Annotated in this window: 28 protein-coding genes and 1 riboswitch; of the genes, 12 read left to right on the top strand and 16 right to left on the bottom strand. The window is 55.5% G+C overall.

All coding sequences use genetic code 11. The features are described 5' to 3' along the window. Positions 1-128 precede the first annotated feature (128 nt). Positions 129-362: a hypothetical protein gene (locus AB6T85_RS18650; RefSeq protein ID WP_125288333.1), complete on the bottom strand. Its 234-nt coding sequence runs from the start codon at positions 360-362 to the stop codon at positions 129-131. Positions 363-536: 174 nt separating this feature from the next. Between AB6T85_RS18650 and AB6T85_RS18645 the strand changes: the two genes are divergently transcribed. The 6 genes from AB6T85_RS18645 (at position 537) to AB6T85_RS18620 (ending at position 6,053) form a co-directional block, all read left to right on the top strand. Further along, positions 537-662 (top strand): hypothetical protein, encoded by a 126-nt coding sequence (locus AB6T85_RS18645; protein ID WP_301252258.1) that lies wholly within the window; start codon positions 537-539, stop codon positions 660-662. A 97-nt stretch (positions 663-759) separates the two neighbouring features. Then, entirely contained in the window at positions 760-957 is a 198-nt protein-coding gene (locus AB6T85_RS18640; RefSeq protein ID WP_301252260.1) for a hypothetical protein, read from the top strand. A 576-nt stretch (positions 958-1,533) separates the two neighbouring features. Then, positions 1,534-2,208, top strand: a complete 675-nt coding sequence (locus AB6T85_RS18635) for a hypothetical protein (protein ID WP_369896348.1) — start codon at positions 1,534-1,536, stop codon at positions 2,206-2,208. Positions 2,209-2,351: 143 nt separating this feature from the next. Beyond that, positions 2,352-3,770, top strand: coding sequence for a sugar porter family MFS transporter (locus tag AB6T85_RS18630; protein ID WP_253455139.1), 1,419 nt, complete (start codon positions 2,352-2,354; stop codon positions 3,768-3,770). A 378-nt stretch (positions 3,771-4,148) separates the two neighbouring features. Further along, the gene (locus AB6T85_RS18625; protein ID WP_369896347.1) at positions 4,149-5,438 is read left to right on the top strand and encodes an MFS transporter; all 1,290 of its coding nucleotides are present in this window, start codon (positions 4,149-4,151) and stop codon (positions 5,436-5,438) included. A gap of 450 nt (positions 5,439-5,888) precedes the next feature. Next, complete coding sequence (locus tag AB6T85_RS18620) at positions 5,889-6,053, top strand: hypothetical protein (protein WP_253455137.1); 165 nt, start codon at positions 5,889-5,891, stop codon at positions 6,051-6,053. Positions 6,054-6,078: 25 nt separating this feature from the next. On the opposite strand, the gene AB6T85_RS18615 is transcribed toward AB6T85_RS18620, so the two are convergent. Next, entirely contained in the window at positions 6,079-7,122 is a 1,044-nt protein-coding gene (locus tag AB6T85_RS18615; protein WP_253455136.1) for an FUSC family protein, read from the bottom strand. Positions 7,123-7,279: 157 nt separating this feature from the next. Further along, positions 7,280-7,352: riboswitch (Fluoride riboswitch) on the top strand. A 69-nt stretch (positions 7,353-7,421) separates the two neighbouring features. Here AB6T85_RS18615 and crcB point away from each other — a divergent pair. Next, entirely contained in the window at positions 7,422-7,802 is a 381-nt protein-coding gene (gene crcB, locus AB6T85_RS18610) for a fluoride efflux transporter CrcB (RefSeq protein WP_253455135.1), read from the top strand. Positions 7,803-7,852: 50 nt separating this feature from the next. Here the strand turns inward: crcB and AB6T85_RS18605 are convergent, their stop codons facing one another. Together AB6T85_RS18605 and AB6T85_RS18600 are read right to left on the bottom strand one after the other, a co-directional pair. After that, on the bottom strand, positions 7,853-8,635 hold the full coding sequence (locus tag AB6T85_RS18605; protein WP_253455134.1) for a hypothetical protein: 783 nt from the start codon (positions 8,633-8,635) through the stop codon (positions 7,853-7,855). Between the two features lie 86 nt (positions 8,636-8,721). Further along, complete coding sequence (locus AB6T85_RS18600) at positions 8,722-10,170, bottom strand: sugar porter family MFS transporter (RefSeq protein ID WP_253455133.1); 1,449 nt, start codon at positions 10,168-10,170, stop codon at positions 8,722-8,724. A 267-nt stretch (positions 10,171-10,437) separates the two neighbouring features. Between AB6T85_RS18600 and iraP the strand changes: the two genes are divergently transcribed. Together iraP and AB6T85_RS18590 are read left to right on the top strand one after the other, a co-directional pair. Next, positions 10,438-10,728 (top strand): anti-adapter protein IraP, encoded by a 291-nt coding sequence (gene iraP / locus AB6T85_RS18595; protein WP_253455132.1) that lies wholly within the window; start codon positions 10,438-10,440, stop codon positions 10,726-10,728. Positions 10,729-10,748: 20 nt separating this feature from the next. Beyond that, entirely contained in the window at positions 10,749-11,225 is a 477-nt protein-coding gene (locus AB6T85_RS18590) for a nuclear transport factor 2 family protein (protein ID WP_301252267.1), read from the top strand. 176 nt (positions 11,226-11,401) lie between these two features. On the opposite strand, the gene AB6T85_RS18585 is transcribed toward AB6T85_RS18590, so the two are convergent. Together AB6T85_RS18585 and yjbE are read right to left on the bottom strand one after the other, a co-directional pair. Beyond that, positions 11,402-11,605 (bottom strand): hypothetical protein, encoded by a 204-nt coding sequence (locus AB6T85_RS18585; RefSeq protein WP_253455130.1) that lies wholly within the window; start codon positions 11,603-11,605, stop codon positions 11,402-11,404. A 159-nt stretch (positions 11,606-11,764) separates the two neighbouring features. Further along, the gene (gene yjbE / locus AB6T85_RS18580; RefSeq protein ID WP_301252269.1) at positions 11,765-12,019 is read right to left on the bottom strand and encodes an exopolysaccharide production protein YjbE; all 255 of its coding nucleotides are present in this window, start codon (positions 12,017-12,019) and stop codon (positions 11,765-11,767) included. A 573-nt stretch (positions 12,020-12,592) separates the two neighbouring features. Between yjbE and AB6T85_RS18575 the strand changes: the two genes are divergently transcribed. Then, on the top strand, positions 12,593-12,823 hold the full coding sequence (locus tag AB6T85_RS18575; protein WP_125288345.1) for a hypothetical protein: 231 nt from the start codon (positions 12,593-12,595) through the stop codon (positions 12,821-12,823). 151 nt (positions 12,824-12,974) lie between these two features. On the opposite strand, the gene AB6T85_RS18570 is transcribed toward AB6T85_RS18575, so the two are convergent. After that, positions 12,975-13,991 carry an acyltransferase gene (locus tag AB6T85_RS18570; RefSeq protein WP_367317864.1) on the bottom strand — a complete coding sequence of 339 codons (1,017 nt, stop codon included), beginning with the start codon at positions 13,989-13,991 and terminating at the stop codon, positions 12,975-12,977. Between the two features lie 264 nt (positions 13,992-14,255). Beyond that, the gene (locus AB6T85_RS18565) at positions 14,256-14,495 is read right to left on the bottom strand and encodes a hypothetical protein (protein WP_253455129.1); all 240 of its coding nucleotides are present in this window, start codon (positions 14,493-14,495) and stop codon (positions 14,256-14,258) included. Positions 14,496-15,149: 654 nt separating this feature from the next. On the opposite strand from AB6T85_RS18565, the gene AB6T85_RS18560 reads away from it, so the two are divergent. After that, complete coding sequence (locus tag AB6T85_RS18560) at positions 15,150-15,344, top strand: hypothetical protein (RefSeq protein ID WP_125288348.1); 195 nt, start codon at positions 15,150-15,152, stop codon at positions 15,342-15,344. 34 nt (positions 15,345-15,378) lie between these two features. On the opposite strand, the gene AB6T85_RS18555 is transcribed toward AB6T85_RS18560, so the two are convergent. From AB6T85_RS18555 to AB6T85_RS18525, 7 genes are all read right to left on the bottom strand, one after another. After that, positions 15,379-16,950 carry an ABC transporter substrate-binding protein gene (locus tag AB6T85_RS18555; RefSeq protein ID WP_369896346.1) on the bottom strand — a complete coding sequence of 524 codons (1,572 nt, stop codon included), beginning with the start codon at positions 16,948-16,950 and terminating at the stop codon, positions 15,379-15,381. Positions 16,951-17,092: 142 nt separating this feature from the next. After that, entirely contained in the window at positions 17,093-17,755 is a 663-nt protein-coding gene (locus tag AB6T85_RS18550; protein ID WP_301252330.1) for an ABC transporter ATP-binding protein, read from the bottom strand. After that, on the bottom strand, positions 17,748-18,596 hold the full coding sequence (locus AB6T85_RS18545) for an ABC transporter ATP-binding protein (RefSeq protein ID WP_301252271.1): 849 nt from the start codon (positions 18,594-18,596) through the stop codon (positions 17,748-17,750). Before AB6T85_RS18545 ends, AB6T85_RS18550 begins: the two co-directional genes overlap by 8 nt. Next, positions 18,586-19,446, bottom strand: coding sequence for an ABC transporter permease (locus tag AB6T85_RS18540; RefSeq protein WP_253455126.1), 861 nt, complete (start codon positions 19,444-19,446; stop codon positions 18,586-18,588). The genes AB6T85_RS18545 and AB6T85_RS18540 overlap by 11 nt, the downstream gene beginning before the upstream one ends. Further along, positions 19,443-20,495, bottom strand: a complete 1,053-nt coding sequence (locus tag AB6T85_RS18535) for an ABC transporter permease (protein WP_253455125.1) — start codon at positions 20,493-20,495, stop codon at positions 19,443-19,445. The genes AB6T85_RS18540 and AB6T85_RS18535 overlap by 4 nt, the downstream gene beginning before the upstream one ends. Continuing rightward, complete coding sequence (locus AB6T85_RS18530; protein ID WP_369896345.1) at positions 20,495-22,060, bottom strand: ABC transporter substrate-binding protein; 1,566 nt, start codon at positions 22,058-22,060, stop codon at positions 20,495-20,497. The genes AB6T85_RS18535 and AB6T85_RS18530 overlap by 1 nt, the downstream gene beginning before the upstream one ends. Before the next feature lie 133 nt (positions 22,061-22,193). Then, a complete protein-coding gene (locus tag AB6T85_RS18525) occupies positions 22,194-22,862 on the bottom strand; it encodes a CPBP family intramembrane glutamic endopeptidase (RefSeq protein ID WP_301252273.1) in 669 nt (222 codons plus the stop codon). A gap of 222 nt (positions 22,863-23,084) precedes the next feature. Here AB6T85_RS18525 and AB6T85_RS18520 point away from each other — a divergent pair, with 222 nt between their 5' ends. Further along, positions 23,085-25,682, top strand: a complete 2,598-nt coding sequence (locus AB6T85_RS18520; RefSeq protein WP_301252274.1) for a bifunctional diguanylate cyclase/phosphodiesterase — start codon at positions 23,085-23,087, stop codon at positions 25,680-25,682. A gap of 32 nt (positions 25,683-25,714) precedes the next feature. Here the strand turns inward: AB6T85_RS18520 and AB6T85_RS18515 are convergent, their stop codons facing one another. Further along, the gene (locus AB6T85_RS18515; protein ID WP_369896344.1) at positions 25,715-25,897 is read right to left on the bottom strand and encodes a hypothetical protein; all 183 of its coding nucleotides are present in this window, start codon (positions 25,895-25,897) and stop codon (positions 25,715-25,717) included. Positions 25,898-25,913 lie beyond the last annotated feature (16 nt).

The following is a 25,913-nucleotide window of genomic DNA, read 5'->3' as shown; positions in this document are numbered from 1 at the left end:
GCAGGGCGTGCTGTCTCTGCTGCAGTAAGCCTTACGCTACAAGACAAAACCCGGCTCAGGCCGGGTTTTTTTATGCATCAAAAAGGTTACGACACGCTTACATCAAAATAGCCGTACGGCTACAGCTCTTATTTGTGGGTAAAAATAAAATGCTGTGGCACTTCATCGCTCAAAATATAATCTTCCTCACCTAATCGTTCGGATTCAAAATTAAACGTTTCCTGTAATGCGCCGCTGAACAGCGCCGTGCTTTGCTCGGTTTTGGCAATAATTAGCGTTTTATCAAGGCCGCCGCCGGTCTGCGTTTCGCTGTATTCGGCCGGAAAGGTTAAATTGCCATACTTAACCGTCATTTTTTCCATTATTTTCCCCTTAAAGCGTTAACCAGAAAAAATTCAGCGTCATAACCTGTTAAAACCTTAGAGCAGCCTGGTTAAAAAGTCACCATGCCACGGGCTCGCCTTTCCGCCTTTCGGGACTCAGATCTTAAAATTGGGTTTATACTTCTGTTTCATTCGCTATTCAGGAGGTCACCTATGTTCATTTCTTATTCTAACGATCCGCGCTTTACCGGCTTGCAGAATCGGATCGAAAAAGATCCCAAAGAGCAGAAAGACAGCCCGGACGATGCGCCAGAATCGGGCGACAAACTTCCCGAATAAATCGCCGCGAGTTTTATCGGATCTGTGATGCAGCGCGGGATCGGTTTGGTGCCAGCCTCTATAGTTAACTGACCCATATGGGGTGATGGAGGTGGCTATGTCTGAACGTCCGGATTACCAGGAACCGGTTCCTGATGACGCTGAATATCCAGCCGATGATGACCATGAAGATATCCCTGAAGGCAGCGATGAACTCGTCGATCCGCTGGAAGATGACGAAGAAATTGATGCACCGCTGGAGGATGACGATCTCGTTGAGTCCGATGATGAAGAGGACGACGACGAGGACAGGTAGGAGGATATCTGATTGAACCCGTGTCGTGAGCCGCCTCCGGAAACTGAGGCGGCTCGCTTTATTGTGCCTTACGCTGAGGCGATCCTTGCAGAAAAGGCAATAAAAGAGCCGGTCTGAAACATAATTAAAAGCAGCGTGCCGGCAATCTTTAAAACTAAGAGCCGCTGGCTTTGCTTAGCCGGGCAGTTGCTCAGCGACATGCCAGTCATAAACGCGCGAACGTTTATGATTTGAATGCAGGTCGTCAGCAGGCAGGCACAAAAAAACCCGGCTGGTAGACCGGGTTTTTTGAGGACCTTCAGAAACCGTTACTGAGCGTTCCTGACCGTTCCCGAATACAGCAAACAAGCTTTGACAATAGCGCGACTGGCGTCGGGGAAATGTAAGAGCTGTGCTGGCGCGCCTTTAACATTCTGACCCGCCCGCGAAATTTTTAGCTATTGATATGCTTCGCAAAACCCTTTCCGTCCCTGCTATTTCCCTGTTTTTCGTCTTGCTGCTGCCAGCCCGCTGTTTGCCCTTTCTCTCCCGTGGCTTCTACACTGGCATGCTTAACAGCGGACGGGAGAACACAAGGTGGAAGAAGAAAGCCTTACGCAAATCTATCATCAGCGCTCGCAGGAAACGCTGCGCATCTGGCGCGATCCGACAACGGCTAAAGCGTACAGCGGCTTCTATCCGGAAAATCTAAAAGCCATCGCCACCGGCATTAAGCCCGCCTTGACCCAGCCGATAAGCGCGTTGCTGGCAGAGCTGCGGGAACAGGTGCTGGACGATCCGCTTGCCGATATCATGCAGCCTGACCATTTTCATCTGACTTTTCTGGCCATTACCCCTTCGTGTTATGACCAACGCCACCAGCCTGAGGGCATTGAGGAGCTAACGCGAATTGCCGCGGCGCACTGCCTGGAAAAAAAGCTTACCGTCCGCGAGCTGCGGCTGGTGGCTTTGCCTAATCAATTACTTATCGCCGGTATAGCGGATGCAGCGGATATCGCGAGAAGAGAAGCTTTCTGGCAGGCGTTGCAGCATTCCGGCTATGCGGGCCTGTTAAAAGAGAGGTATAGCGGCAGCGCCCGGCCACCGACGTTCTGGCACAGCACGCTGCTGCGCTATAACGCTGCGGTGTTGCCCGAGCGCCTACAGCAGTTTTTTAAAGCGCGTATGAATCAGCGATATGGCGACATTACCGGCACTATTCAGCTGCGTCTGGTGACCTACAACTGGTCGCAAACCGCCGCGTTGTCCTGAGCATGGCGCAAAGGAATGCGATCGTCATCACAACTTCGTGCGCCACAGCCATTTAATCCATGCCTGTGGACTTTTTAACATAACCTCCGGCCTGCGCGAGTCTGTATGTTACCGGCAGACAGGATAAAACCGGGGTTAAAAAAATGTCTTCAATCAATAACAGTATGGTGCTGCCGCAGGCGCGGAAAAACAAAGTCCGGCGGATGAATCTCTTTATTTCGTTTTCGGCAGGCCTGGCCGGGCTGCTGTTCGGGCTGGATATCGGCGTGATTTCGGGCGCGCTGCCGTTTATTACCCAACACTTTACGCTCGACAGCCATGAGCAGGAGTGGGTAGTCAGCAGCATGATGCTGGGCGCGGCAATTGGCGCTATCTGCAACGGCTGGGTGTCGCACCGGCTGGGGAGGAAATATAGCCTGATGGCGGGCGCGCTGCTGTTTATCGTCGGCTCGCTGGGATCGGCGCTGGCGGTCAATCTGGAGGTCCTGCTCGCTTTTCGCGTGCTGTTGGGCGTCGCCGTCGGCATCGCTTCCTATACTGCGCCGCTTTATCTTTCTGAAATGGCGACGGAAAATATTCGCGGCAAGATGATAAGCACCTATCAGCTGATGATCACCTTCGGCATTCTGCTGGCGTTTTTATCGGATACCGCCTTCAGCTACAGCGGCAACTGGCGCGCCATGTTGGGCATTCTGGCGCTGCCCGCCGTTTTGCTGTTCGTGATGGTGATCTTCCTGCCCAACAGCCCGCGCTGGCTGGCGGCGAAAGGCCTGCATGTGGAGGCGGAAGAGGTGCTGCGGATGCTGCGCGATACGTCCGATAAGGCCAGGCAGGAGCTGAACGAGATCCGCGAAAGCCTGAAAATGAAGCAGGGTGGGCTGTCGCTGTTTCGCAAAAATAGCAACGTCCGCCGCGCCGTGTTTCTCGGCATGCTGTTACAGGGAATGCAGCAGTTTACCGGTATGAATATCATCATGTATTACGCGCCGCAGATTTTTAAAATGGCGGGATTCCAGAGTACCCAGCAGCAGATGATGGCGACGGTAGTGGTTGGCGTCACCTTTATGCTGGCGACCTTTATCGCGGTCTTTACTGTCGATAAGGCGGGCCGCAAACCTATTTTGAAAATCGGTTTCTCTGTGATGGCTTTTGCCACGCTGATCCTCGGCTATTGCCTGATGAAAGTGGGGCAGGGCGAAGCCACCATGAACCTTTCCTGGGTGGCGGTCGGCATGACGATGCTTTGTATTGCAGGCTACGCGATGAGCGCCGCGCCGGTGGTGTGGATCCTCTGTTCGGAAATCCAGCCGTTAAAGTGCCGCGACTTTGGCATCACCTGTTCCACCACTACCAACTGGGTAGCGAACATGATTATCGGCGCGACCTTCCTGACCCTGTTGGGCAGCATCGGCGCGGCGGGCACCTTCTGGCTTTATACCGGCTTTAATCTGGTATTTATTGTAATTACCTTCCTGCTGGTGCCGGAAACCAAAAACATTACGCTGGAACATATTGAAAAGAATCTGATGGCGGGGAAAAAACTGCGGGATTTGGGGCAGTAATGCTGCTGCCACGTTGAAAATATTGGCCCTGAGCCGACCAGCTTCAGGGCCGACAAATAGTGTTTATGCTTTATTTATTGCGCTGCAAAGTATTATTAATCTGATTAAATAATCAACCGAAAAAATTACATTGAGAAAGATATTAATATATTTCCATTTGCTTTGTATTTGCTCACATAACGGTGCAATGCTATGTTTCTGCTGAAGAAAATAATTGTCACTCGGCTCCTGTCTTAATTATTGCAATGACCTCGTCAATATCAACGCATAATTTTTTTGTCTGTTTTTCTGCCCGTTAAGCTTGCTGTCACGGCAAAAGCACGACTACCTTTTACAGTGCAGGTTTGCTTTTGTGGAATAAAAAAGACAGGAAGCGCAATGAAGAAAGTTCTCGGCACCTTTTTACCTTTATACAGCACCACGCTGCTGATGCTGTTGGGTTCCGGCCTGCTGACCACCTATGTTTCCCTGCGTCTGGCGCAGGAACAGGTTAGCGGCAGCGTGATCGGCGGTATTATCGCAGCCAACTACATCGGCCTGGTGATAGGCGGCAAGGTAGGGCATAACCTCATCGCGCGGGTGGGGCATATTCGCGCCTATGTCTCCTGCGCTGGCATCATTACGGCTTCCGTGCTGGGACACGGGCTGACGGAATGGCTGCCTGCCTGGATAGGTCTGCGGCTGATTATCGGCCTGTGCATGATGTGCCAGTATATGGTGCTGGAAAGCTGGCTGAACGATCAGGCGGAGCCGGGCCAGCGCGGTCTGATTTTTGGTTTCTATATGGTCGCCACCTATCTGGGACTGTCGTCCGGTCAGATCATCCTGATGACCCAGGCGGCATCCGGTAGCGCAAGCCTGCTGATTGTGGCGCTTTGCTTCGCGCTTTGCCTGGTGCCTATTGCGCTGACCACCCGTACCAACGCGCAGCCAATGTCGCCCGCGCCAATGGAGCTGGGCTATTTTTTTCGCGCTATCCCTCGCATCCTGCTGATTACGCTGGCGACCGGCATGGCCGTTGGCGCGTTTTACGGCATGGCACCCGTTTACGCCAGCCAGCTTGGGTTTACCACGCGGCAAACCGGCTTATTTATGGCCATTACGATTTTCGCCGGGCTGGTGTCGCAATTCCCTTTGAGCTGGCTCTCCGATCGTTTTAACCGCCATCGTCTGCTTTGCGGCACCGCGCTGCTTTATTCGATAACGGCGCTGTTGCTGACGCTGCCGCTGCATTTCACTTTCATCTGGGTGACCGGCGCGGCATTTATCACCAGCATGATGCAGTTCTCGCTTTACCCGCTGGTGGTGGCGATGGCTAACGACAGCGTGGCTCCGGAAAGGCGCGTTTCGCTGACTGCCTGCCTGCTGATGGCATTTGGCGTTGGTGCCTGCATCGGGCCGATGATCACCGGCGCGCTGATGCAGCCGCTGGGCGGGCATATGCTCTATCTGTTTTTCGCACTTTGTGGCGTAATAATTGCGGTAATGAGCTGGCACCGTAGCGAAATCCAGCAGGAAAATGCCGAAAATCCTACGCCGCATGTCGCCGTACCGGACAGCCTGGCCAGTTCACCGCTGGCCGTCGCGCTGAATCCCTCGCTGGATGAAGAGGAAATTCAGGCGGCAATGGTTAACAGCGAAGAAGATCAGGCCGAAGCGACTTCTTAAAAGCGCTAATCCACCGGCGGTGCCCCGGCATCGCCTTATTGGAATTAATTTTATTTATATGGAATTTTCAAGTTAATAAAATGCGTTAATTCTGGAATGTAAAAATGTTTATCTTTCCTGATATAGCACTAATAAAAAATATTACCAGGCGTTAATTTTTTGAGGCTTGTTGTTAAGCGTTTTTTGTAATTCAAATATCATTTTGAAAGTTGGTTATTGAAATATAAAGCGCTATTTTATTGTTTATAAATTTAGTGTGGTAGATCCCATATTGCGAAAATAATAAATGGATAGTTAATTTAGTCGCTATATTTTATAGTGGCTCTGTTTCTGACAGAGATAAGGAGCGTCAATGGGAAAATATTTATCATTTCGCGGAAAAGTCTGGCTGAAGATTGTGCTGGGCTGTCTGATATTCTGGATACTGTTGCTGCTGTGGGGGATAGCTTAATGGCTACGCTTCCTGAAAAATCATGCCTGAAGGGCTGGAAAATGAATCAGCAACAGCGACGTTTTCTGGAGTCTTTCTTTCCTGAGGAAGAGGAAAAACCAAAACCGGCCGCAGAGGAACCCACCCTGAACATGGCTGAAAAACGTCCTGCAGCAAAGCGGTGAGCTTCAGCCGGAAAGGGCGCGGTGTTCAGGCCGATTTACGCCGCCGTAGCAGGATCTGTTTGCGGGTAAAGAGGCGGGTCATCACCAGGGCAAACAGCGCGAACAGGCCGCCTATAGCGGTGGTTTCCAGACGATGGGTGGCAACAACAATTTGCGACGTTCCCAGGCTGGCGATCATAAACACCACCATCATGGTGACGATAAAGGCAAAGACGAAATAGGATTTAGCGATCAGCGAATAGGACCAGGTAAAGGCGGCGTAACCAAACAGCATAAATCCGCCGATCAGGTAAAGCGGAGAGTCACACAGATCGATAAGCGCCGCCGCCGCAATACTGCCCATCAGCGTGCCCAATACGCGCGCGCGCACCCGCGACAGCGAATCCCGATAGTTGTTACGCAGACAGATTAACAGCGTCATGCCCGCCCAATAGCCGTTTTTCAGATGGAAAAATTCCACGCCGGAGAGCGCCAGCCCCATCGCCATTAGCGCAAAGAAAACCGACCATTGCAGATGGATTTTGTGTTTATATTTGCCTGTTGTGACGCGTAAAAAACGCAGCCAGGCGCGCGGATAAACGTCTTTCAGATAAAAAGGGTAGCGGCGGAACACCAGATAGAGGAAAAACATCTGGATCAGACCGCCAGCGCCAACCAGCATAGCCCGATCGGCGGCGTGCTCCGGCGAACCGGCAAAATAACCGGAGACCAGCCAGGCGATCGACCATTGCAACAGCATCCACCATGCGCTGTCATCCACGTTCGCCATCGTCACGTAAACGGCCGCATAAAGCATGGCTCCGGCAATATAGAGCGGTGTGATGTTGCCCGCCAGACAGCCCAGCGCTGAAGAGAGTGCCACCCCCAGCGTGGTGGTAAACAGCAGCGAAAAAGAAGATCCGCCCCAGGTTTTATTCGCACCGAACGCCAGCGTCAGCGCGCCGCTGGCAACCAGGCCTGCGGCCTGCACCTGTCCGAAGGTAAAGCCGGTCAGATAGATAACGAGCAGCGCGGGCAGGCAGCAGAGGCCCAGCAGTAAATCATGTCGCGGCAGGGGGATTAAACGCATACGGTAGCCAAATGTCCTTGTAGCTAATAACGAAAGCAAGCATAGCGCAGCACGGCTGATCTGCTATAAATTCCAGTAAATTCATGGCAATGCTTCTGATGCCGTCGCTGATGCCGGGCCGCAGGCTTGCAAAAGTTCACGCGACTGATTACGCTCAACGGCCTGAGGCGGTGGCGTGCCGCCTTTCCCAACCGCCCCGCTCATAAGGGGCTGATGACGCCTGACAACGCTCTCTTTTAACCAGCAGGAGTGCGCGTCGGGCTTCTTACGCAATCCTCGTCACTCTATTGAGGAAGATGATGTTTAAACCTCTGCTCGCTGTGATTATCGGCGGTTCGGCCGGTTGCGTTATTCGCTGGCTGCTGGCCGTCCGTCTTAACTCGTTGTTTCCAAATCTGCCGCCGGGTACGCTGCTGGTGAATCTGCTGGGCGGATTTATTATCGGCGCGGCGATGGCGTGGTTTTTACGTAATCCGCAGCTTGATCCTGCCTGGAAGCTGCTGATCACCACCGGCCTGTGCGGCGGCATGACCACGTTTTCCACCTTTTCGCTGGAAATTGTTACGCTGATGCAGGCGGGAAACTATCTGTGGGCGATGGTTTCCGTATTAACGCACGTGGTTGGTTCGCTGCTGATGACGTTCGCCGGCTTCTGGCTTATCACTTTAGTGATGGGCTGATGGGCTGATGGGCTGATGAGCTGATAGGGCGCACCAGCCCGAAAACCGTATTACTGCGGCGGCTGTTCCTCATCCTCATCGCTATCGAAAGCTAACGCGCTGGCGCTGGCGGCATCAAACAGCGACAGGCTCTCAATCTGACTGAGCAGAATAACTTTACGGAACGCCATCGCGGATTTCGGTTCCGAATCCAGCGTAATATTATGCTCCGCATACCACTTGCTGTAGTTGTGTTCTACGCATAGATTCAGCGTCTTGCCGTCACGATAGCCGCTCAGCATCGGGATCAGCACAATATTAGCGGTATTCTCGATCTCATAGGAAGCCGTATGGATCATACCGATATAGATGCGGCGCGATTTCAGCGTTACCCAGGCCAGCTCGCCTTCTTCCATGCACTGAAACAGAATGCCTTCAACGCCGTTAGAGCGCGAAAGTTCTTTATAAAGCTTTTTGCGGCCCTTGCTGTTCAGCCTGGCGCTGCCGGACCAGTTAGAACGGTAAAGACAAAAGGCGACGGCAAAAGAGAGCATCACCACAACTGGCGCCTGGATACCGAGAAAGCTCCAGTTCATAAATTCCATTTGCCAGTTGTGGTGATGACCGCCCGTAAGCTCAGGCATGATGTTCAGCAGGCTGGAGCAGGCGAGCAGAAAGAGCCAGATTAGCCCGGTGGCGATCACGCCCTGCAAGACAAAAATACAGCCGTAAAGGGCGACCAGAAAGTAGACGTCCCAGCCAAAAGAACGCTTGATTTTAAAGCGGGTGGAAAGGTCGCGACTGGTGTACCAGTAGCCGCAAACCATCAAAACCATAAATATCGCCGTTCCCATTTCAGGCCTCTTTATTTGTTTACCTGCCGTGCAGGCTCAGAAAGTTTCCTTTGTCAGAAAGTTGTGCGCCGTCCCTGGCGCCTCGATTAGTTGTCCGTTTGCGGCGCAGGATCGTCCTGGAGATGCTTTTTAAAGTGCTTCTCGATCTGTTCCAGCGTTTTTCCCTGCGTTTCCGGCGCGAACAGTACCGCAAAGATACCGCCAGCGATACCGATAGCGGCAAAGGCAAAGAAGGTGTTGGTCAGGCCGAATTTTTCCAGCAGCGTTGGGAAAAGAAACGCGATGGAAAAGTTCGTCATCTGCATGGCGAAAACGGAGATGCCGTTAGCCATCCCACGGATACGCATCGGGAACATTTCCGACAGCAGCAGCCAGGTGACCGGCGACAGCGCGCCCTGCTGGAAGCAGAGGAAAATCAGCATGCCGGCCAGCACCAGGTAGCTGCGCAGCACGTCCGGATGACCATCAACCGTTTCCGGCATCAGCCAGGTCAGCAGCCCAATCGCCAGCAGCGTGCAGGTACAGCCAATCTGGCCGGTCAGCAGCAGCGGACGACGGCCAAAGCGGCTCAGCAGCATAATTCCCACGAAGGTCATAATCACGGAAATGACGCCGTTAGCGATGGTCGCCAGCAGCGAGGCGTTAGTGCCCAGGCCGGTCGCCTGCAGCATGGTCGGCGCATAGAACATAATAGTATTTACGCCGGAAAGCTGTTGCAGCATCGCCACGCCGATACCCAGCGCGACCAGGCGCTTCATCCAGGTCGAAATCGTCTTTTTACGACGGGCGTTTTTCTCGCTTTTCGAGGACATCGATTTACGGATCTCGCCCATTTCTTTCTCTACCACGCGCGAATGGCGGGTGCGCTCCAGCACGTCGCGCGCCTCCCGGTAGCGGCCGTGCATTGCATACCAGCGAGGCGTATCCGGCAGGAACAGCATCCCGACCCATAGCACAACTGCCGGAACGCAGGCTACGCCCAGCATCCAGCGCCAGGTGGTTTCGCCGCCCCAGACTTCGTTAATCGCGGCGTTGCTGGTATAGGCGATCAGCTGGCCAGAAACGATCATCAGCTCCTGAAGCGTCACGAACTGCCAGCGGCGATTGGCCGGCACGATTTCTGCGATATAGACGGGAACGATAGCCGCCGCGCCGCCTACGGCCAGGCCGAGGATAAAGCGGAAGGTGATCATCATCTCCACGTTTGGCGCGGTGGCGCAGCCCAGCGAACCGGCCATAAAGATCACCGCCATCACCAGGATGACTTTTTTACGACCAAAGCGGTCTGCCACGCGCCCGGCGAAGATGGCGCCGATGGCGGAACCCAGAATTAAGAAGCTGGTGACCATCCCGGTGGTCAATGACGTTAAATGCAGGTCGTGCTTCATAAAAAGCAAGGCGCCCGCAATCACCCCGGTATCATAGCCGAACAGTAAACCGCCAAGCGTCGCGATAAACGCGATCACTTTTACCAGGGGTTCGGTCGGGGTACTCGTTTGAGTGCCGGCTGTCCCGCCGTTTGATGTCTGATTCACAAGTTACTCCCTTGCCAACGTTATTATTGTGATAATGATGTGATAAGCATCACAAGATTAAATCTACTCCACGCCGGGCATTTAGCCAGGCGAAACGGGAAATATAATTGCTTTTGCCCAGGGAAAATGGCCATCTTGCTTATAAAATGCGCTAAAAAGGAAGAAAGTGGATCAGAATGCAACAGAAGGTGCAGCCAGCGGCGTTTCAGTTTGCTCGTTTCTGAACGTAATGGTAATTTCTGGGATAATTTATTGCGGGGAGTAATGATGAAGCAGCTGGTTATCGATATCTTAATGAAGATGGCTAAAATTGAAGTTGATGCAAAAGAGCTGACGGCGCAGGTAGAAGCGCAGTCGCTGCTGGTGGCGGCGCTGCTGCTGACGGCCGGAAAAGGCGATGGCGCATCGACGATTTCAGACAACATCCAGAACGCCATCGTGGCGGCCACGACATCCGGCGAAAGCTTTTTGCAGTCGGATATCGATCTGTTGTTGACCCATATTAATCGACTGCTGGCGGTGACGCGCTACGTCGATGAAAAAGCCGAGGCGCAATAGCCTCTCCGCGAGGAAAAGTGATGGCTGAACAGGAACGTCGTTTGCCGCTTCCGCCCTTTACGCGTGAAACGGCAGCAGAGAAGGTACGCCTGGCGGAAGACGGCTGGAACAGTCGCACTCCGCAAAAAGTGGCGCTGGCCTATACCCTGGATACGCAATGGCGTAATCGGGCGGAGTTTATTCATGGCCGTCAGGAAGCGGAGGCTTTTCTGAGCCGTAAATGGGCGCGCGAGCTGGAGTATCGCCTGATTAAAGAGCTGTGGGCTTTCACGGACAACCGCATTGCGGTGCGCTATGCCTACGAGTGGCATGACGATTCCGGCAACTGGTTCCGCTCTTACGGCAATGAAAACTGGGCGTTCGATGACAATGGCCTGATGACCACGCGCTATGCCTGTCTTAATGACCTGCCCATACAGGAAAGCGAGCGTAAATTTCACTGGCCGCTGGGCCGTCGCCCGGATGACCATCCCGGCCTGAGCGAGCTGGGGCTCTAGCGCCGAGGCAAACCAGAAGCGGGCAGCCTGGCTCAGGCCGTCTGCTTCTGGGCTGTTCTGAGTCGCCTGACGGGCGCCGCATGCAAGCTCAACCAATACCTGCCTTCTGCGTTAACATTCATGGCTTTTGAAGAGCCATCCTCACCTTTGCCACTAAACGTCCAAAAAAGATTGTCTTACGGATTTATATCCGTCGTTTCGCTGTCATGGTTGCGATAGACCTCGCCGCACAGTAATACGGCGGAAGGGCGGCGTTCATGAATACGCTCTGCCATGCGCTCACAGGATGCGCGCGTCGGGAAAATATGTTCGGACACCGGTAAAGCGTCACAGGCGTCGTGGCCGCAGGCGCTAACCAGTAAAACGAAGCCGATTAACATTGTTCCCTCCGTAATAAAACCACATCAGTCCCAAAGTATAGGCGAAAAGCGAGGCGGCCGACGAATGTCAGCTGGCGATGCGGTACAGCCATGGGGTTGAAAAGCGAGGCGGACGTTAACTAAAAGCCGGCCCTTTATGACTAAAAGGCCGGCTGCGGACTAATGAGCCGTGGTGGAGGTGGTCGTTGTGGTGGTTCCCGTGTTCGAACCGTCGCCGCCGCCGCCCATGGTCGCCAGAGCGATACCGAGCAGCGCGCCGACCGCGCCGACGCCAACGGCGTTGGAGTTACCGTCAGAAAGCGTGGTCGCTTCACTGCCGGCGGCGACGCCCGCGGCGGCTGGTGCTGGTGCGGCAAAAGCGGCATGGCTGCCCGTCATCATCAGGAACAAAGCCAGCGCGGTGATTTTTTTCATTATTTTTATCCTCAGGCGTTATACAGGTGTTGTTGGCGGAAAGCTTAGTTTTAATCCTTTGCGTTGCAAATAGCCGCAAAACAGCCTTTTTGCTTATTTTCTGTTTAAGAATGGCGTAAACAGATCCAGTTATTAACAGAGTATGGAAAGTAAAAAAGGCTGGCGCAGAAAGCGCTAAATCCGGCAGGCAGCAGGCAGAGAGGGGCGAAAAGGTAAAAATACAGAATAATCTTAATGCACCGGGCGGCGAGAAAACGATCGGATCTGGTCATAAATAAGATCCGCTTAATACCAGGGTTTTGGCGCAAATTTAAGAATAAACGGCGGCATAATATCTTCGTAGTTAATCGCTGTTACGACTTAAGGTAAATTTCGGCCCGAAAAGTTGTGTGCCGATATTATTTCTCGTTAGTAAGTATGACTAAAAGATGACGAAGAGGCTCCCAGTGGCTGATTTCATTGGAAAAAGAGAAAAATAGCGGCGGCAGAGCGATAACCAGTTTAAAAGACTGAGAGATGGCAATCTCCCCAGCTTCTGCCAGACTTAAAATTTACCGGCAACAGGAGGAGACGATGAGTACAGATCACGATCTACTGGCTTCAAGCGATGAAGAAGTGTGCACCATTATTGGTAAAGCTGTGGTTGACCTGAGCATAACAGGTCAGCCTGTTAATAAGGCCACGCTGGCGCTTAAGCTGTTGGCGATGGCGGATCAGGACAGCGATGAAGAGCGAATTTTACTCTACTGGATTGCGCGTAGAGCAATCAATCAGCCACACAGATTTGCCGCAGCCAGTTACTGACGGTACGTGGCGCACCGGTAGTTTGCCGGAAGAACGGCCGCTTTCCGAGGCGACCGTTCTTACTGCTTCAGCTAATCAGGTAAGGCAACGTATCCAGGGGATGTATCGCATCATCAGCCAGGGCGACGTACGCGAGGGAGCCGTCGGAACATCAGGTAATACGACGTACCCAGGGGATCTGCCGTAGCAGCCAGGTAATAGCGGCGGAAATAGCGAAGCAGGCCAGCGCGACGGCCGGAATGGTCAGCGCGGATGAATAGCCTTCAAATTCGATATGCAACAGATGCAGCAGCGACTCCAGCACCATCAGGTGCACAAAGAAGATCCCCAGGCTCAGCCGCGATAGCCCGTGGATAAGCCGTATGGCGCGCTTGCTATAGTGGAAGGGCGCATTCAGCAGCATAAAGAAGCAGGCCAGTGAAACCACTACCAGCGTCGGCGCGGAGTAAAACAGAAAAATGGCGTTAGGCGCAAAAGTGCTGATTGAAAGCGAATAGGTCATTACCGACGTTAACACCGCAGACAGAATAAAGATAATGCCTGAAATCACGACCTTGGGATTGATATCAAAACGCCTCGCCACGCCGCCGATAATATAAAAACCGGACAGATACACCACCATATCAATATTGCTGGGCGCCGGAATGGCGTGGCCTTCCAGCAGATTCGCCTTAACGTTATCAAACAGCATATAAACCGAAGCCAGCACAAACCAGACAGTAACGGTGTAATTAACGCGCTGCTGGCTACCATTTTGAATAAATGTATTCAGCAACGGCGTCACCAGATAAAGCAGGATCATCGTATAGATAAACCACATATGCGGATAGGCGGGCGTGCTCAGCAGCTCCAGCAGGCTGACCGGTGAAGTATCCGCGTTAACTTGTTTATTATAAATAATATAAATAACGGACCAGACAACCAGCGGGATTACCAGATCCAGCACGCGCGTTTTTAACGTACTGAGCAGCGACTCATTTTTATTAAGAGAAACGTAGCCGGCAATCAGTAAGAAGAGGGGAAAAGCGATGCGCCCGAGCGCTTCATACATCACGGACACTGACCAGGCCAGATGGAAATAGCTGAAAGGAACGGCCGCCGTATGTAGCAGAACAACCAGATAGGTGGCCACCAGCGTCAGCAGCTTAATATTCATTTTTTTCAACACTTAACTCCTTGTCAGGAAGCGTAATCAGACGCGAGCAGTCAGATTATAGCCATTCGGCTAAAGGTAACATACTCCGTCGTACAGACGTATCTCCGGACAGGAAAAAAGCGTTCAGGTCTGGCGCCTGGCCGCCTCGCCGTTAGCGTACCAGGACGAAGCCGATAGGGCGAAGTGCGTGACCGCCTCGCCGTTAGCGTATCAGCGCGAAGCCGATCGGGCGTAGTGCCTGGCCGCCTTGCCGTTAGCGTACCAGGGCAAAGCCGCTCAGATGTGGTGCGTCGCCGCCTCAATAGTTAGCGTGCCGGGGCAAAGCTGGTCAGGCTTGACGAGGCGATATTCGGCCTGGCCCTGGTGGATATACATGCAGGCACGTCCTGCGGATCCGCCATCCTGCTCCTGAGAGAGCGTCAGCGTGACCTGCTGCGCCGGCGCGTTCAGCGGCAGCAGCACGGTAAAAAGCGCTGGCACGGCCAGAGTAAGAAAAGTGTTCGATCCATTCATCATAAACAGCCAGAAGTTAATAGAAGAGGCCCGGCTCTGCTTTTGTGAGGCACTGCCAGTGATAAGCTATGACGGTAGCGTCCCGACACGGCGACCTGCAAGCTTTCACGCATAATATCGGACGAAGCCTGGTCAAATCAGCTGGAAAACTCTTAATATAGCTGGAATCAAAACTTTTGCCGGTTTTGCAAAGAAAGCTCATTAAATATCAACAGGTTTTGATAAGCAGGAAAGCAAATTATTTTCTTTTCAGGGCCAGCGTAATATGAAAAAGGATTAGAAGAGAGGAAATTTGGCTTAGAGGGAAAAAATTGCCTCGGGAAGTGGGAAACCCTACTGCACTTCCTGAGGCTATGCAAATGCATAATACGTTACGCACGGGAATGTAGACTTTTTTAACGCCTTGTACAAGTTTTATTTAATCCTGTACAACTTTTCGTTAATGCATAGTTATGCAGTGGCAATAAACGTGCTATCTGAGGGATCGTGCGAGACAGGATCGCGATCGATCGGGATCGAAAGCTGGCGGCAACGCGTGACAAGTAGCAACAGCCGAAAGCCGATACGGCACTGGAAACAGAGAAAATATTCTGCCGAAAAGGGCGAAAGTTGTTAAAATTACTCTTTACTCTTTACTCTTTTTTCATGGAAGCCGCTATGTCATCAGAAATTGCTCATCCTTCAAGCAGCCCTAAACAGGCCGCGCTCCAGCTGGTTATTGAACTGGTTCGCGCCGGTAAACTCAGCCCGTTACAGGGCGATGCGTCGAACATGATCTCTATTTACGAGCAGTTCAAAACGCATTTTGAGTCCGACAAGCACAAGCACTCTGCCGACTCCGCTATCTCCTGATATCCCGGCGGGCGGTAAACCGCCCGCTTCGCGCCTAAATCTTACTTACCGCGTCGTAGTACAGCATACTCACGCCAATGCTCTGGCGAGCCCCCTGTACGTTGCTGCGTAAGCCAACCAGCTTCTGCCCCTGCAGCGTCACTACGTAAGGCGAATCCTGCTGGATCTGCGTTTGCAGCTGCTGATAAAGCGCGCTGCGCTTCCGGGCGTCGCTCTCGGCCGCTGCGGCCCGCGTCTCCTGGCTCAGCTGCGGAATGGCCCAGCCAAGTCGCCATGCCAGGGTTTTCGGCCCGCCCGGCACGTTATAGGCAAAGGCGCTGGCGTTGGTATTGGGATCGATATAGTCTGCGCCCCAGTAGATAAAGATCGACTGAAAATCCCGCCCGCGCATTTTCCCCCACAGCTCGGCTTCCGCCACCGGCTGAATAGCCAGCTCAATATCCGCTTTGGCAAAGCTGGCCTGTAGCGCCTGCGCCACGTCGGTGTAAGGCGGCTGGTTAACGATGGTCAATGAAAAGCGGGTACCGGGCTTGATGCCGCCCTGAGATAAAATGGCTTTAGCCTTCGCCAGATCGTAATGAAAGGGCTGGTTTTCCAGCGCGCCATCGAAACCCTGCGGCAGAAAGCTCTGATGCACCTGATATTGCCCTTTCAGCAGCTGCTGTGAAATAGCCTGATAATCCACCAGCCAGCGCGCTGCCTGCCACAGCGCCGGATTGCCTAAGGCGGGCTGCTGCTTATCCTGGGTATTGAAACCCAGATAGTAGACAAGGCTGGAAGGGAAGCTGGCAACGGTGACGCCCGGCTGATTTTTCAGCGCCGCAAACTGATCGGCCCCTAAATCATAGGCGACATCGGCATCGCCCTGTTGCAGCAGCAGACGACGCGAGCCGGCATCGGCCACGCCCTTCAGGATCACTCTTTTCAGCTTCGGCGCCGGGACAGCGTGCGTGTTCTCTTCCAGCACCAGCGCCTGCTGCGGCACGAAGTTGCGAATGCCGTAGGCGCCGCTGCCGGCGGAGTGGGTACGCAGCCAGCCGTTGCCGTAATCGTTGCCGCTGGCGTGCTGTATAGCCAGCCTGCGGTCAACGATGGAAGCCACAGGCGCGGTCAGCAGGCGCAGCGCCAGATCGCGACCGATAGCGGCTGGCCAGCGGATTTCCACCTGATTGTCGCTGCGGCGGATCAGCTGCTGGTCTATGTTTTCCGGCGTCCAGCCGAACTCGGCCAGGATAAAAGAAGGCGTCTTATTCAGCTTCACTACGCGGCTCAGCGACCAGATAACATCGTCGGCGGTGACCGGATTGCCGCTGGCGAAGGTCGCGCCCGGCTTCAGGGTAAAAAGCAGGCTGTGTTCGCTGCCGCCCGGCTGCCACGATGTCGCCAACTGCGGCGCCAGTTTAGTGGGATCGTCGCGATCGGCATCGACCAGCTTCTGATAAAGGTTGATCAAGCTGCTGCTGCTGACGGTTTCAAAGCTTTCCGCCGGATCGAAGCTGATAATGCCGTCCAGCGGAATGGCTACGATTAACGTGTCGGCGGGCGTAGCGGCGTAAGCCTGCGCGGCGAACAGGCTGGCAAAAAGAACGGAGGCAATCTTGCGCATCGGCATATCCTGAAGAGAGAGATATCAGGACTATAGGAGGAAAAAAGCGGCGGGGAAATGCGAATTCCGGCAAGGGTTAGCAGTTTAAGAGATTAGCCAGATCAAGCGCTTATGGCTGAACACCGCGTTCAGCCATCGCCCGTTATTTAATGTAGCCGCGCTCCATTCTCACCGCGCGGTCGCACATATGGTCGATCACGTCCGGATCGTGGCTGACCAGCACCATCGTCAGGTTATCCTGCTGCTTCAGCTTGTTCAGCAGGTTGAGGATTTCGGCCTGCACCGACATATCCAGCGCGGAGGTCGGCTCGTCCAGCAGCAGAATTTTCGGCTCCAGCAGCAGCGCGCGCACGATAGCGACGCGCTGGCGCTGGCCGCCGGAAAGCTGATGCGGATAGCGATCGGCCAGCGCCGGATCCAGCCCGACATGGCGGAATCCCTGCTCGATACGGTCATCGATATCGCGCACCTTCAGCAGCTTCAGCGGCTCCGCCAGCGTGCGCTTCAGACGATGGCGCGGATGCAGCGAAGCATAGGGATCCTGAAACACCATCTGCACGTCCCGACGCAGCTGCCCGGTAAAGGGTTTGCCGGACGTCGCCTGATGGCCGGCCAGCGTCATCGTGCCCTGCCAGTTTGGGTTCAGACCGGCCATGACCCACAGCAGCGACGATTTGCCGCAGCCGGAAGGCCCGACCAGGCCGAAGCATTCGCCCGCCGCAACCTGAAGCGACACGTCATGCACCACGGTGCGCTGTTCATAGCCCTGGCGGTGCGCGACGCTGAGGTTCTGTAAATCAATCATGCTCACGGTAAGCCTCCAGCGCGGCGCGATCCAGCGTCGGCAGCGGTTTGCCCTGCGTGGCTTTACTCGGGCGACACGACCACAGGGTGCGGGTATAGGGATGCGTGGCCTGCGGCAGATTAGCGGCGGGCAGGGTATCCAGAATATTGCCCTGGTACATCACCATCACGCGCTCGCAGTGTTCGGAAACCTGCTGTAAATCGTGGCTGATCAGCAGCAGGCCCATATTCCGTTGTTCCACCAGACGGCGGATTAACGCCAGCACCTGATCGCGCATGGCGTGATCCAGCGCGGAAGTCGGCTCGTCGGCAATCAGAAACTGTGGGTCGGCAATCAGCGCAATCGCCAGCATCACGCGCTGGCCCATGCCGCCGGAAAGCTGATGAGGATAACGCTGCATCAGCTGCGCGGGCTGCGGCAGGCCTACCGCATCCAGCATCTCGCAGACTTTTTCTTTGATTTCGGCGCGGCTGAGGCGGGCGTGCAGCTTCAGCGGCTCCGCCACCTGCCAGCCAATAGTGCGCATCGGATTCAGGGCATATTTCGGATCCTGCATCACCATCGCCAGCCTGCTGCCGCGCAGCTGGCTCCAGCGGCTTTCGCTCAGCGTCAGCGCATTTTCGCCCGCCACGCTAAGGGTGGAAGCCTGTAAATGCAGGGCGGGGGAGAGCAGGCCCATCAGGCTGCGCGCGGTCAGCGACTTGCCGGAGCCGGATTCGCCCACCAGCGCCACGCGCTCGCGGCCCAGCGTAAAGCTGATGTTTTTGACCAGCGCCACACCGGCGGCGCTGCTTATCGTCAGGTTGTCCGCCACAACCAGCGGCGTAGAGTCAGTTGGCATTTCGGGTATCCAGTCGGTCACGCAGGCCATCGCCCGTCAGGTTAAAGGCCAGGCTGGCGAACAGGATCGCGCCGCCCGGCGCGGCGGCTACCCACCACTGGTCAAAGATGACCTTGCTGCCTTCAGCGACCATCGATCCCCATTCCGCCGTCGGCGGCTGCACGCCCATGCCCAAAAAACCGAGGCCGGCGGCGGAAAGGATAATGCCGCCCAGGCTCAGCGCGGCGCGCACCACGGCGCTGGGCAGGCAGAGCGGCAGAATATGGCCGAACATCAGGCGCAGGCCGTTGATGCCCTGCATTCTGGCGGCGGCCAGATAGTCGCTGCGGCGCAGCGCCAGCGTTTCGGCGCGCGCCTGACGAGCGAAAGGCGGCCAGCTGGTTAACGCCAGCGCCAGCGCGCCGTTCAGCAGGCCAGGGCCGAGCATTGCCACCAGCGCCAGCGCGATCACCAGGTTCGGCAGTGACAGGAAAATATCGGTAATGCGCATCAGCACGCGCTCCGTCCAGCCGCCAAGATAGCCCGCGCAGATGCCGACCAGCATCCCGACCGGGATAGTCAGCAGCAGGATCAGCGATACCAGCAGCAGCGTAGGGCGAGAGCCGTAAATCACGCGGGAAAGCAGATCGCGGCCAAAGCCGTCGGTGCCCAGCCAGTGCGCGGAAGACGGCGGCAGCAGGCGCGCCGAGATAATCTGCGCGTTGGGGTCGAAAGGCGCTAATAGCGGCGCAAACAGCGCGGCCAGCAGCAGGATAGCCACCAGCGTGCCGCCGATAGCCAGCGACGTGACGCGTGGTCGACGGCGTCGGCGCGGGGCGGCGAGTTCAAGATCGGTAAGATTTTGCGTCATCGGGTTCTCGGATCGGTGAGATAAGTTAACGCATCCGCCAGCGCGTTCAGCAGAATAAAGCAGCCGCCGATCAGCAGCGTAGAGCCGAGGATGGCTGGCGTATCGGACGCAAACAGGGCGGTAGTCATATAGCGGCCCACGCCTGGCCAGGCAAAGACGGTTTCGGTCAGCACCGATCCTTCCAGCAGCGTGGCGTAAGAAAGCGCCAGTACGGTGATAAGGGTGCCGCGCACGTTAGGAAAAACGTGCAGCAACAGAATGCGGCCCCGGCTGGCGCCTTTTGCCCGCGCCAGCGTTACGTACTCTTTGCTGCTCTCTTCCAGCAGCGCCGCGCGCAGCAGACGGGTAATGCCCGCCATCGCCAGCAGGCCCAGCACCACTACCGGCAGCCACAGATGGGCAACCGCATTGCGGAACATCTCGGGATCGCCGGAAAGCCAGCTGTCGATCAGCACCAGGCCGGTTTTAGGCTCCAGCGTATAGATCCAGATATCGTCCAGGCGACCCGGCCCGGCCGACCAGTGCAGCACGGCGTAAAACAGCAGCAGGCCGAGCAGGCCCAGCCAGAACACCGGAACGGAATAGCCCAGCAGCGAAACCAGACGCGCCAGGTTATCCACCAGACTGCCCGGTTTCCATGCGGCGACCAGCGCCAGCACGATGCCGAAAAAGGCACCGAAAATCATCGAGCAGGTGGCCAACTCGATGGTGGCCGGAAAGGTGCGCAGCAGATCGCTGGCGACGGGCGAATTGGTCAGGCGTGAAATCCCTAAATCGCCGTGCGCCAGATGCGTCAGATAGTGCCAGAACTGCATCAGCAGCGGCTGATCCAGACCCAGCTCGCTTCTTACCTGCGCGTAGGTTGATTCGCTGGCGTGATCGCCGGCAATCTGCAAAACAGGATCGACCGGCGACAGATGCGAAAGCGTAAAGGTGAAGGCGAGCAGGCCGAGCAGCGTGACCGCCAGCGAGACCAGACCGGTCGCCAGGCGGCCGCCGCGCAGCCAGAACAGCCGGGCGGACCCGGCTTCAGCGGTAAAACGCGCCATTACTTACTGACCTGGCTGTAGTAGACCATATCCGGGTTGATGCCCTGCACGTAGCCTTTGAGATTGGCGCGCAGCGCAATCAGGTTGCGAGCCTGTAAGCCGATTACGTAAGGTGAGTTTTTCTGCACTTCGCGCTGCATGTTTTCATACAGTTTGATGCGCTTTTCCTTATCGCTTTCCGCCGTGGCCGCCAGCGTCTGTTTATTCAGCTCGGGAATATGCCAGTTAGAGCGCCAGGCCAGGGTTTTGCTGCCGTCTTCCGGGTTGTAGGCAAAGGCGGAGGCGTTGGTGTTAGGATCGAAATAGTCCGCTCCCCAGGCGTTCAGCGTGGCTTCATACTGATGGGCTTTGACGGCTGTTGCCACTTCGGTGCTGATACCAGGGATCAGCTGAACCTTGACGCCGCCGCGCGCGAAGCTGGCCTGTAACGCCTGAGCGATATCCAGGTAAGGCGGCTGGTTGCTGACGCTCAGCTTGAAGCTGACGTCTTTCAGTCCCGCCTTCGCCAGAATCGCCTTAGCTTTTTCCGGATCGAAGGTGTAAGGATTGTCGTTCAGCGCGCCCAGGAAACCCTGCGGCAGAAACGACTGATGCACCTGGAACTGGCCTTTCAGCAGATCGTCCGCGATGCCCTTGTAATCGAACAGGTAGCGGGACGCTTCCCAGAACGCCGGGTTTTTCAGCGCCGGGCTGGCGTCGATATTAAACTGCATGTAATACAGCGAGGCCATCGGCACCGCCATTGGCTTCACGTCTGTTTTGCCCTTGAGCGACGCCATCTGATCGGCGCCCAGGTTGCGGGCGATATCCGCATCGCCCTGTTCCAGCAGCAGGCGACGGGCAGCCGGTTCCGGCACGTTTTTAATCAGCACGTTTTTCAGCTTTGGCACGCCCGCTGGTGAAGAAGCGTTAGCGGAAAGCAGCAGCACCTCATGCGGAATATATTTGCGGATCTGATAAGGGCCGCTGCCCGCCGAGTGCGCGATCAGCCAGCTGTTGCCAAAGTCATTTTTTTGCGCGTTAGCCATCGCCACTTTTTCATCCACGATGGAGGAAACCGGCGCGGCGAGCAGGCTCAGCACGTAGGTCGGGCTGACGTCAGCCGTCCAGCTAATCTGCACGTGGCTGTCGTCGATCTTTTTCAGATGCGAGTCCACGTTCTCTTTGGTCCAGCCCAGCTGGGTCAGGATAAAAGAGGGATCGAGGTTAAGCTTGACCACGCGTCCCAGAGAGAAGATCACATCTTCCGGGCGCAGCGGGTTGCCGGAAGAGAATTTCGCGCCGTCGCGTAGGGTGAAAGTCAGGCTGCGGTTATCGCTGCCCGGCTGCCAGGCGCTGGCCAGCGTTGGCTGCAGGTCGACAGGATTTTGCGGATCCGGCTGTACCAGACGCTGATAGAGATTGGTAAACGCCTGTACCGAGGTCAGCTCAAAGCCCTGCGCGGGATCGAAGCTGTTGGCGTCATCAATAGACTGCGCGATAACCAGCGTATCCGGCGGCGTAGCGGCCTGTGCCGCAAAAGAACCTGCCAGCGCGACGGCAATGGCGGGAAGCAGAAGTTTCATGACGTTTCCTTACCCTGTTTTAATTTGTTGGCGAGTGTAGATTACCTGCATACCGGATAAATAGTAGATTATCGGCTATCGATATGCGAATTGGTTATAAGCAAAACCTATTGGTTATAAACACTAACCATTGTTACCGCAGGAAGGTGGCCCACAGCCAGGGCGCAACGCCGATAAAGTTATTCAGCATATGCAGCGCGACGGGCAGCTTCAGGCCGCCCGAATAAAAACGGGCCAGGCAGAGCAGCAGGGAAAGCGCCGTTAGCGCCAGGAGCGTTTGCAGATGAACATACTGGGTGTGGAGTCCGGCAAAGATTAGTGATGTGAGTAGCGCACAGGCCAGCCGCTGTCCCGGCACCATCGTTAACAGCGCCTGCAGCAAAAAGCCCCGGAAAACAATCTCTTCAGCCACGGGCGCCAGTATCACCACCGCCAGCGAAAAGGCCAGCGTGCGCCAGGCTTCGATCTGTTCGTCGCCGTTTAGCTGCGTGGCGGTCCAGCTTTCCGGCTGTAAATAAAAAGACTGGGAAAAAATCAGGGCAAGCAGCAGCAGGCCGAACAGGAGCAGCGGGCGGAGCCGCAGCACGCCTGACGGCACGCCCGAATAATGGCGGTTATACCAGCGCCAGAGCGGCACCAGCACCACAAATTCCAGCAGGCACAGCGCCGGCATCAAAATGCCGTTTTCCGTTAAAAAAGGATGAAGCAGCGGCGTGCCGATCAGCAGCGTAATGCCGTACCAGATCAGGCAAATCCCCGTACAGAGCAGGGCCTCAGTCGCTTTATCCGTTTCTTTATTCATTAGCATGGGCGTGGGAAGCGTATCAGCCGATGGTAGCAAGGGCGAAGGGGAGTGTCGAGGCGGCAGAATTAGTGCGCGCTGCATCTAAATTGTTCAGCCTCCAGGCCGATAGTGCATTAACGATCGCGTCTGGAAGGGAAAAAGGACCTGCGATTTTCAGATAGCAGTCAGGGCGGGCAAACGGGAGTTGTTTGTCAGCCCGCAGGATAAGGTTCGGAGTAGATGAATTTTCCCCCCATGCTTAGCCACCAGGTGCCTTACGGCCAGAAATCCACCTTCTTTACCCGACGAATAGCCGTATCGCTTATTCTGTTGATGAGCGGCGTGACGCTGCTCGCCATGCTTATGGTGGTCGGTATCGCCTGGCGTCAGAACGAAGAGGCCGTTAAACAGGAAAGTTTTTTACTGCATAACGCCTGGCAGGACGCTCGTCAGGAGCTGATGACCAATATCCGCGATTACGCCTTTTGGGGTGAAGCCTGGAACCATTTACATCTGACGATGGATAAGGTCTGGGCATTTGAGCAGCAAAACCTGGGGCCGGGTTTATACAGCGAATTCCATTATGACGGCGTCTTTGTGGTCGACGGCGAAGGCCGCACCACCTATTCAGTGGTTAACGGCCAGCTGGACGATCTCCAGCTGGAAAGCTGGCTGGGTATTCAGACCGCGCCGCTTATCGCCAGGGCACGTCTGCTGGCAAAGGAGGAGGGCGCGACCTCGCTGAATACGCTTATCGGTTCGACGCCGGCTATCGTAGCCGCTGCGCCGATCACCACAGGAAAAGTGCCGGGGCTGAAAGCCCGCTCAGGGCCGCCTTCGGTCATGGTGTTCGTCAGCCGCTACACGCCGGAAAAGCTGGCGCAGTTCGGCCGTACGGTCGGCGTGATGAATGCTCGTGTGCCGGGCAACGCGCAGGATACCGCTACCGAGCCCTTTTTGCTGGAGGCGGTATTCGACGGGATGCCGGTGGTGATCCGCTGGGATTCGCAGCAGCCGGGACGGGCGCTGCTGCTGCTGCTGTTACCTGTGCTGCTGCTGGCAGCGGTGATGCTGGCGTTGGTGACGCGACGCGTTATCAGGCACGCCATGTACAACGCCAGGCTTTGCGACGAGCGTTTTTTGCAGCTGATCCACAGTCAGCACGAGCTGGCCGTTAGCGAGGCTCGCTTTCGCGACGTGGCCGAAACCGCGTCTGACTGGATTTGGGAAACCAACGCCGAAGGCGTGCTGACCTACCTTTCCCGGCGCTTTACCGTCGCCACGGGCTTTGCGGTGGAAAAGCTGCTGGATAAATCGATTGACGCGATCCTGCAGCACGATACGCAGCCGGTTTCCGAATGGCTGTTTCAGCATCGGCAGGAAGGGCATCGCCATACCCTGCGCTGCTATTCGGTATCGGCCAGCGGCGAAAAGCGCATCTGTAGCCTGGTGGCTAACGCCGTAGAAACGGGCGGACAGATTAGCGGCTATCGCGGCACGGTTTCCGACATTACTCAGGAGATCGAGTCTCAGGCACGCATTCACTATCTGTCGCAGCACGACGCGCTGACCGGGCTGCCAAACCGGCTCTATATGAGCGAGTTTTTGCTGAGCAGGCTACAGGCGCAGCCCACGGCAGAAAAACCGCTGGTGTTGATCAGTCTCGATCTCGATCATTTTAAGCCGATCAATGATACATGGGGCCACGCGGCGGGCGACAGCGTGCTGAATGAGGTCTCGCACCGGTTGCGCAGCGTGCTCAAAGCCGGCGATCTGGTGTCGCGGCAGGGCGGCGACGAATTTATTATTATCGTTTCCGATCTGAACGGCGAACATGAGATTGACGCTTGCTGCCAGGCGCTGCTGGACGAGGTTTGCCGACCTTTCCAGCTGGGTCAGCAGGAAATTTTTATCGGCGCGAGCATGGGGATTGCGCTGGCGCCTGACGATGCGATGCAGGCCGACGAACTGCTGCGGCTGGCGGATATTGCGCTTTATAAGTCGAAGCGGGAAGGGCGAAATCGCTGGACGTGGTACAGCGCGGAAATGGCCGAACAGCTGGTGCTGCGTCGCGAGATGGAGCGCAATTTGCGTAAGGCTATCGCCGGAAACGAACTAAAGCTCTTTTACCAGCCGCGCTATTGTCTGAGAAACACGCGGCTGGACGGCGCGGAAGCGCTGATCCGCTGGGAGCATCCGAGCCACGGCCTGATTATGCCGGATAAATTTATTTCGCTGGCGGAAGAGACCGGGCTGATTATTGATATCAGCGACTGGGTGCTGCATCGGGCCTGCCACGACGCGCTGGGCTGGCCGGAGCCGATGTACGTTTCGGTGAATATCTCGCCGGTGGAGTTTCGTAGCGGCAATCTGGCGCAGCGCGTAGCCAGCGCGTTGGCCACCAGCGGCCTGGAAGCGCACCGGCTTGAACTGGAGATTACCGAAAACATTACGCTCGAAAATCCGCAAAGCGCGCTGGAAGTGATGCAGTCGCTCAAAGCGCTGGGCGTAAAGCTGACGGTGGATGATTTTGGCGCGGGCCATGCTTCGTTGGGCTATCTGAAAATGTTCCCGTTTGACGGCATGAAGATGGATCGATCCTATATGAGCGATTTCCCGCACTCTCCACAGGCGCTGTCGATTGTTGAAGGCATTATCGGGCTGGGGAAAGCTTTCTCGCTGACGGTAACGGCGGAAGGGATTGAAACGCAGGAGCAGTTGCAGGAGCTTCAGGCTATCGCCTGTCAGGAAGGGCAGGGCTACTATCTGGGCCGACCGATGCCGCTGGATCGCTTCAGGCAGCTGCTGGACGCGCCTTGCGATATCGTTCGCAGTTGAATAACAACAGCCCGCTAAAAGCGGGCTGTTGATTAACGGACTTTCACCGCGACCAGCGTCATCATGGCCGCAATCAGCATGAACACTATCAGATCCATGAGTTGCTCCTTTGTTGAGATAATTCCTAAATTATAGCGGATTTTCCTGTTTAAAATAAAAGCAATCCGTGCCATTTTCCGCTGGAATCGCTGCGCGAAAAGACCGCGTTTTTGCACCCTGGCGCTTATCTGC

Source organism: Erwinia aeris, from assembly GCF_041224955.1.
GTDB lineage: Bacteria > Pseudomonadota > Gammaproteobacteria > Enterobacterales > Enterobacteriaceae > Erwinia > Erwinia aeris.
Note: the sequence above shows the minus strand (reverse complement) of the source record. Positions and strands in the feature narration are given on the sequence as shown.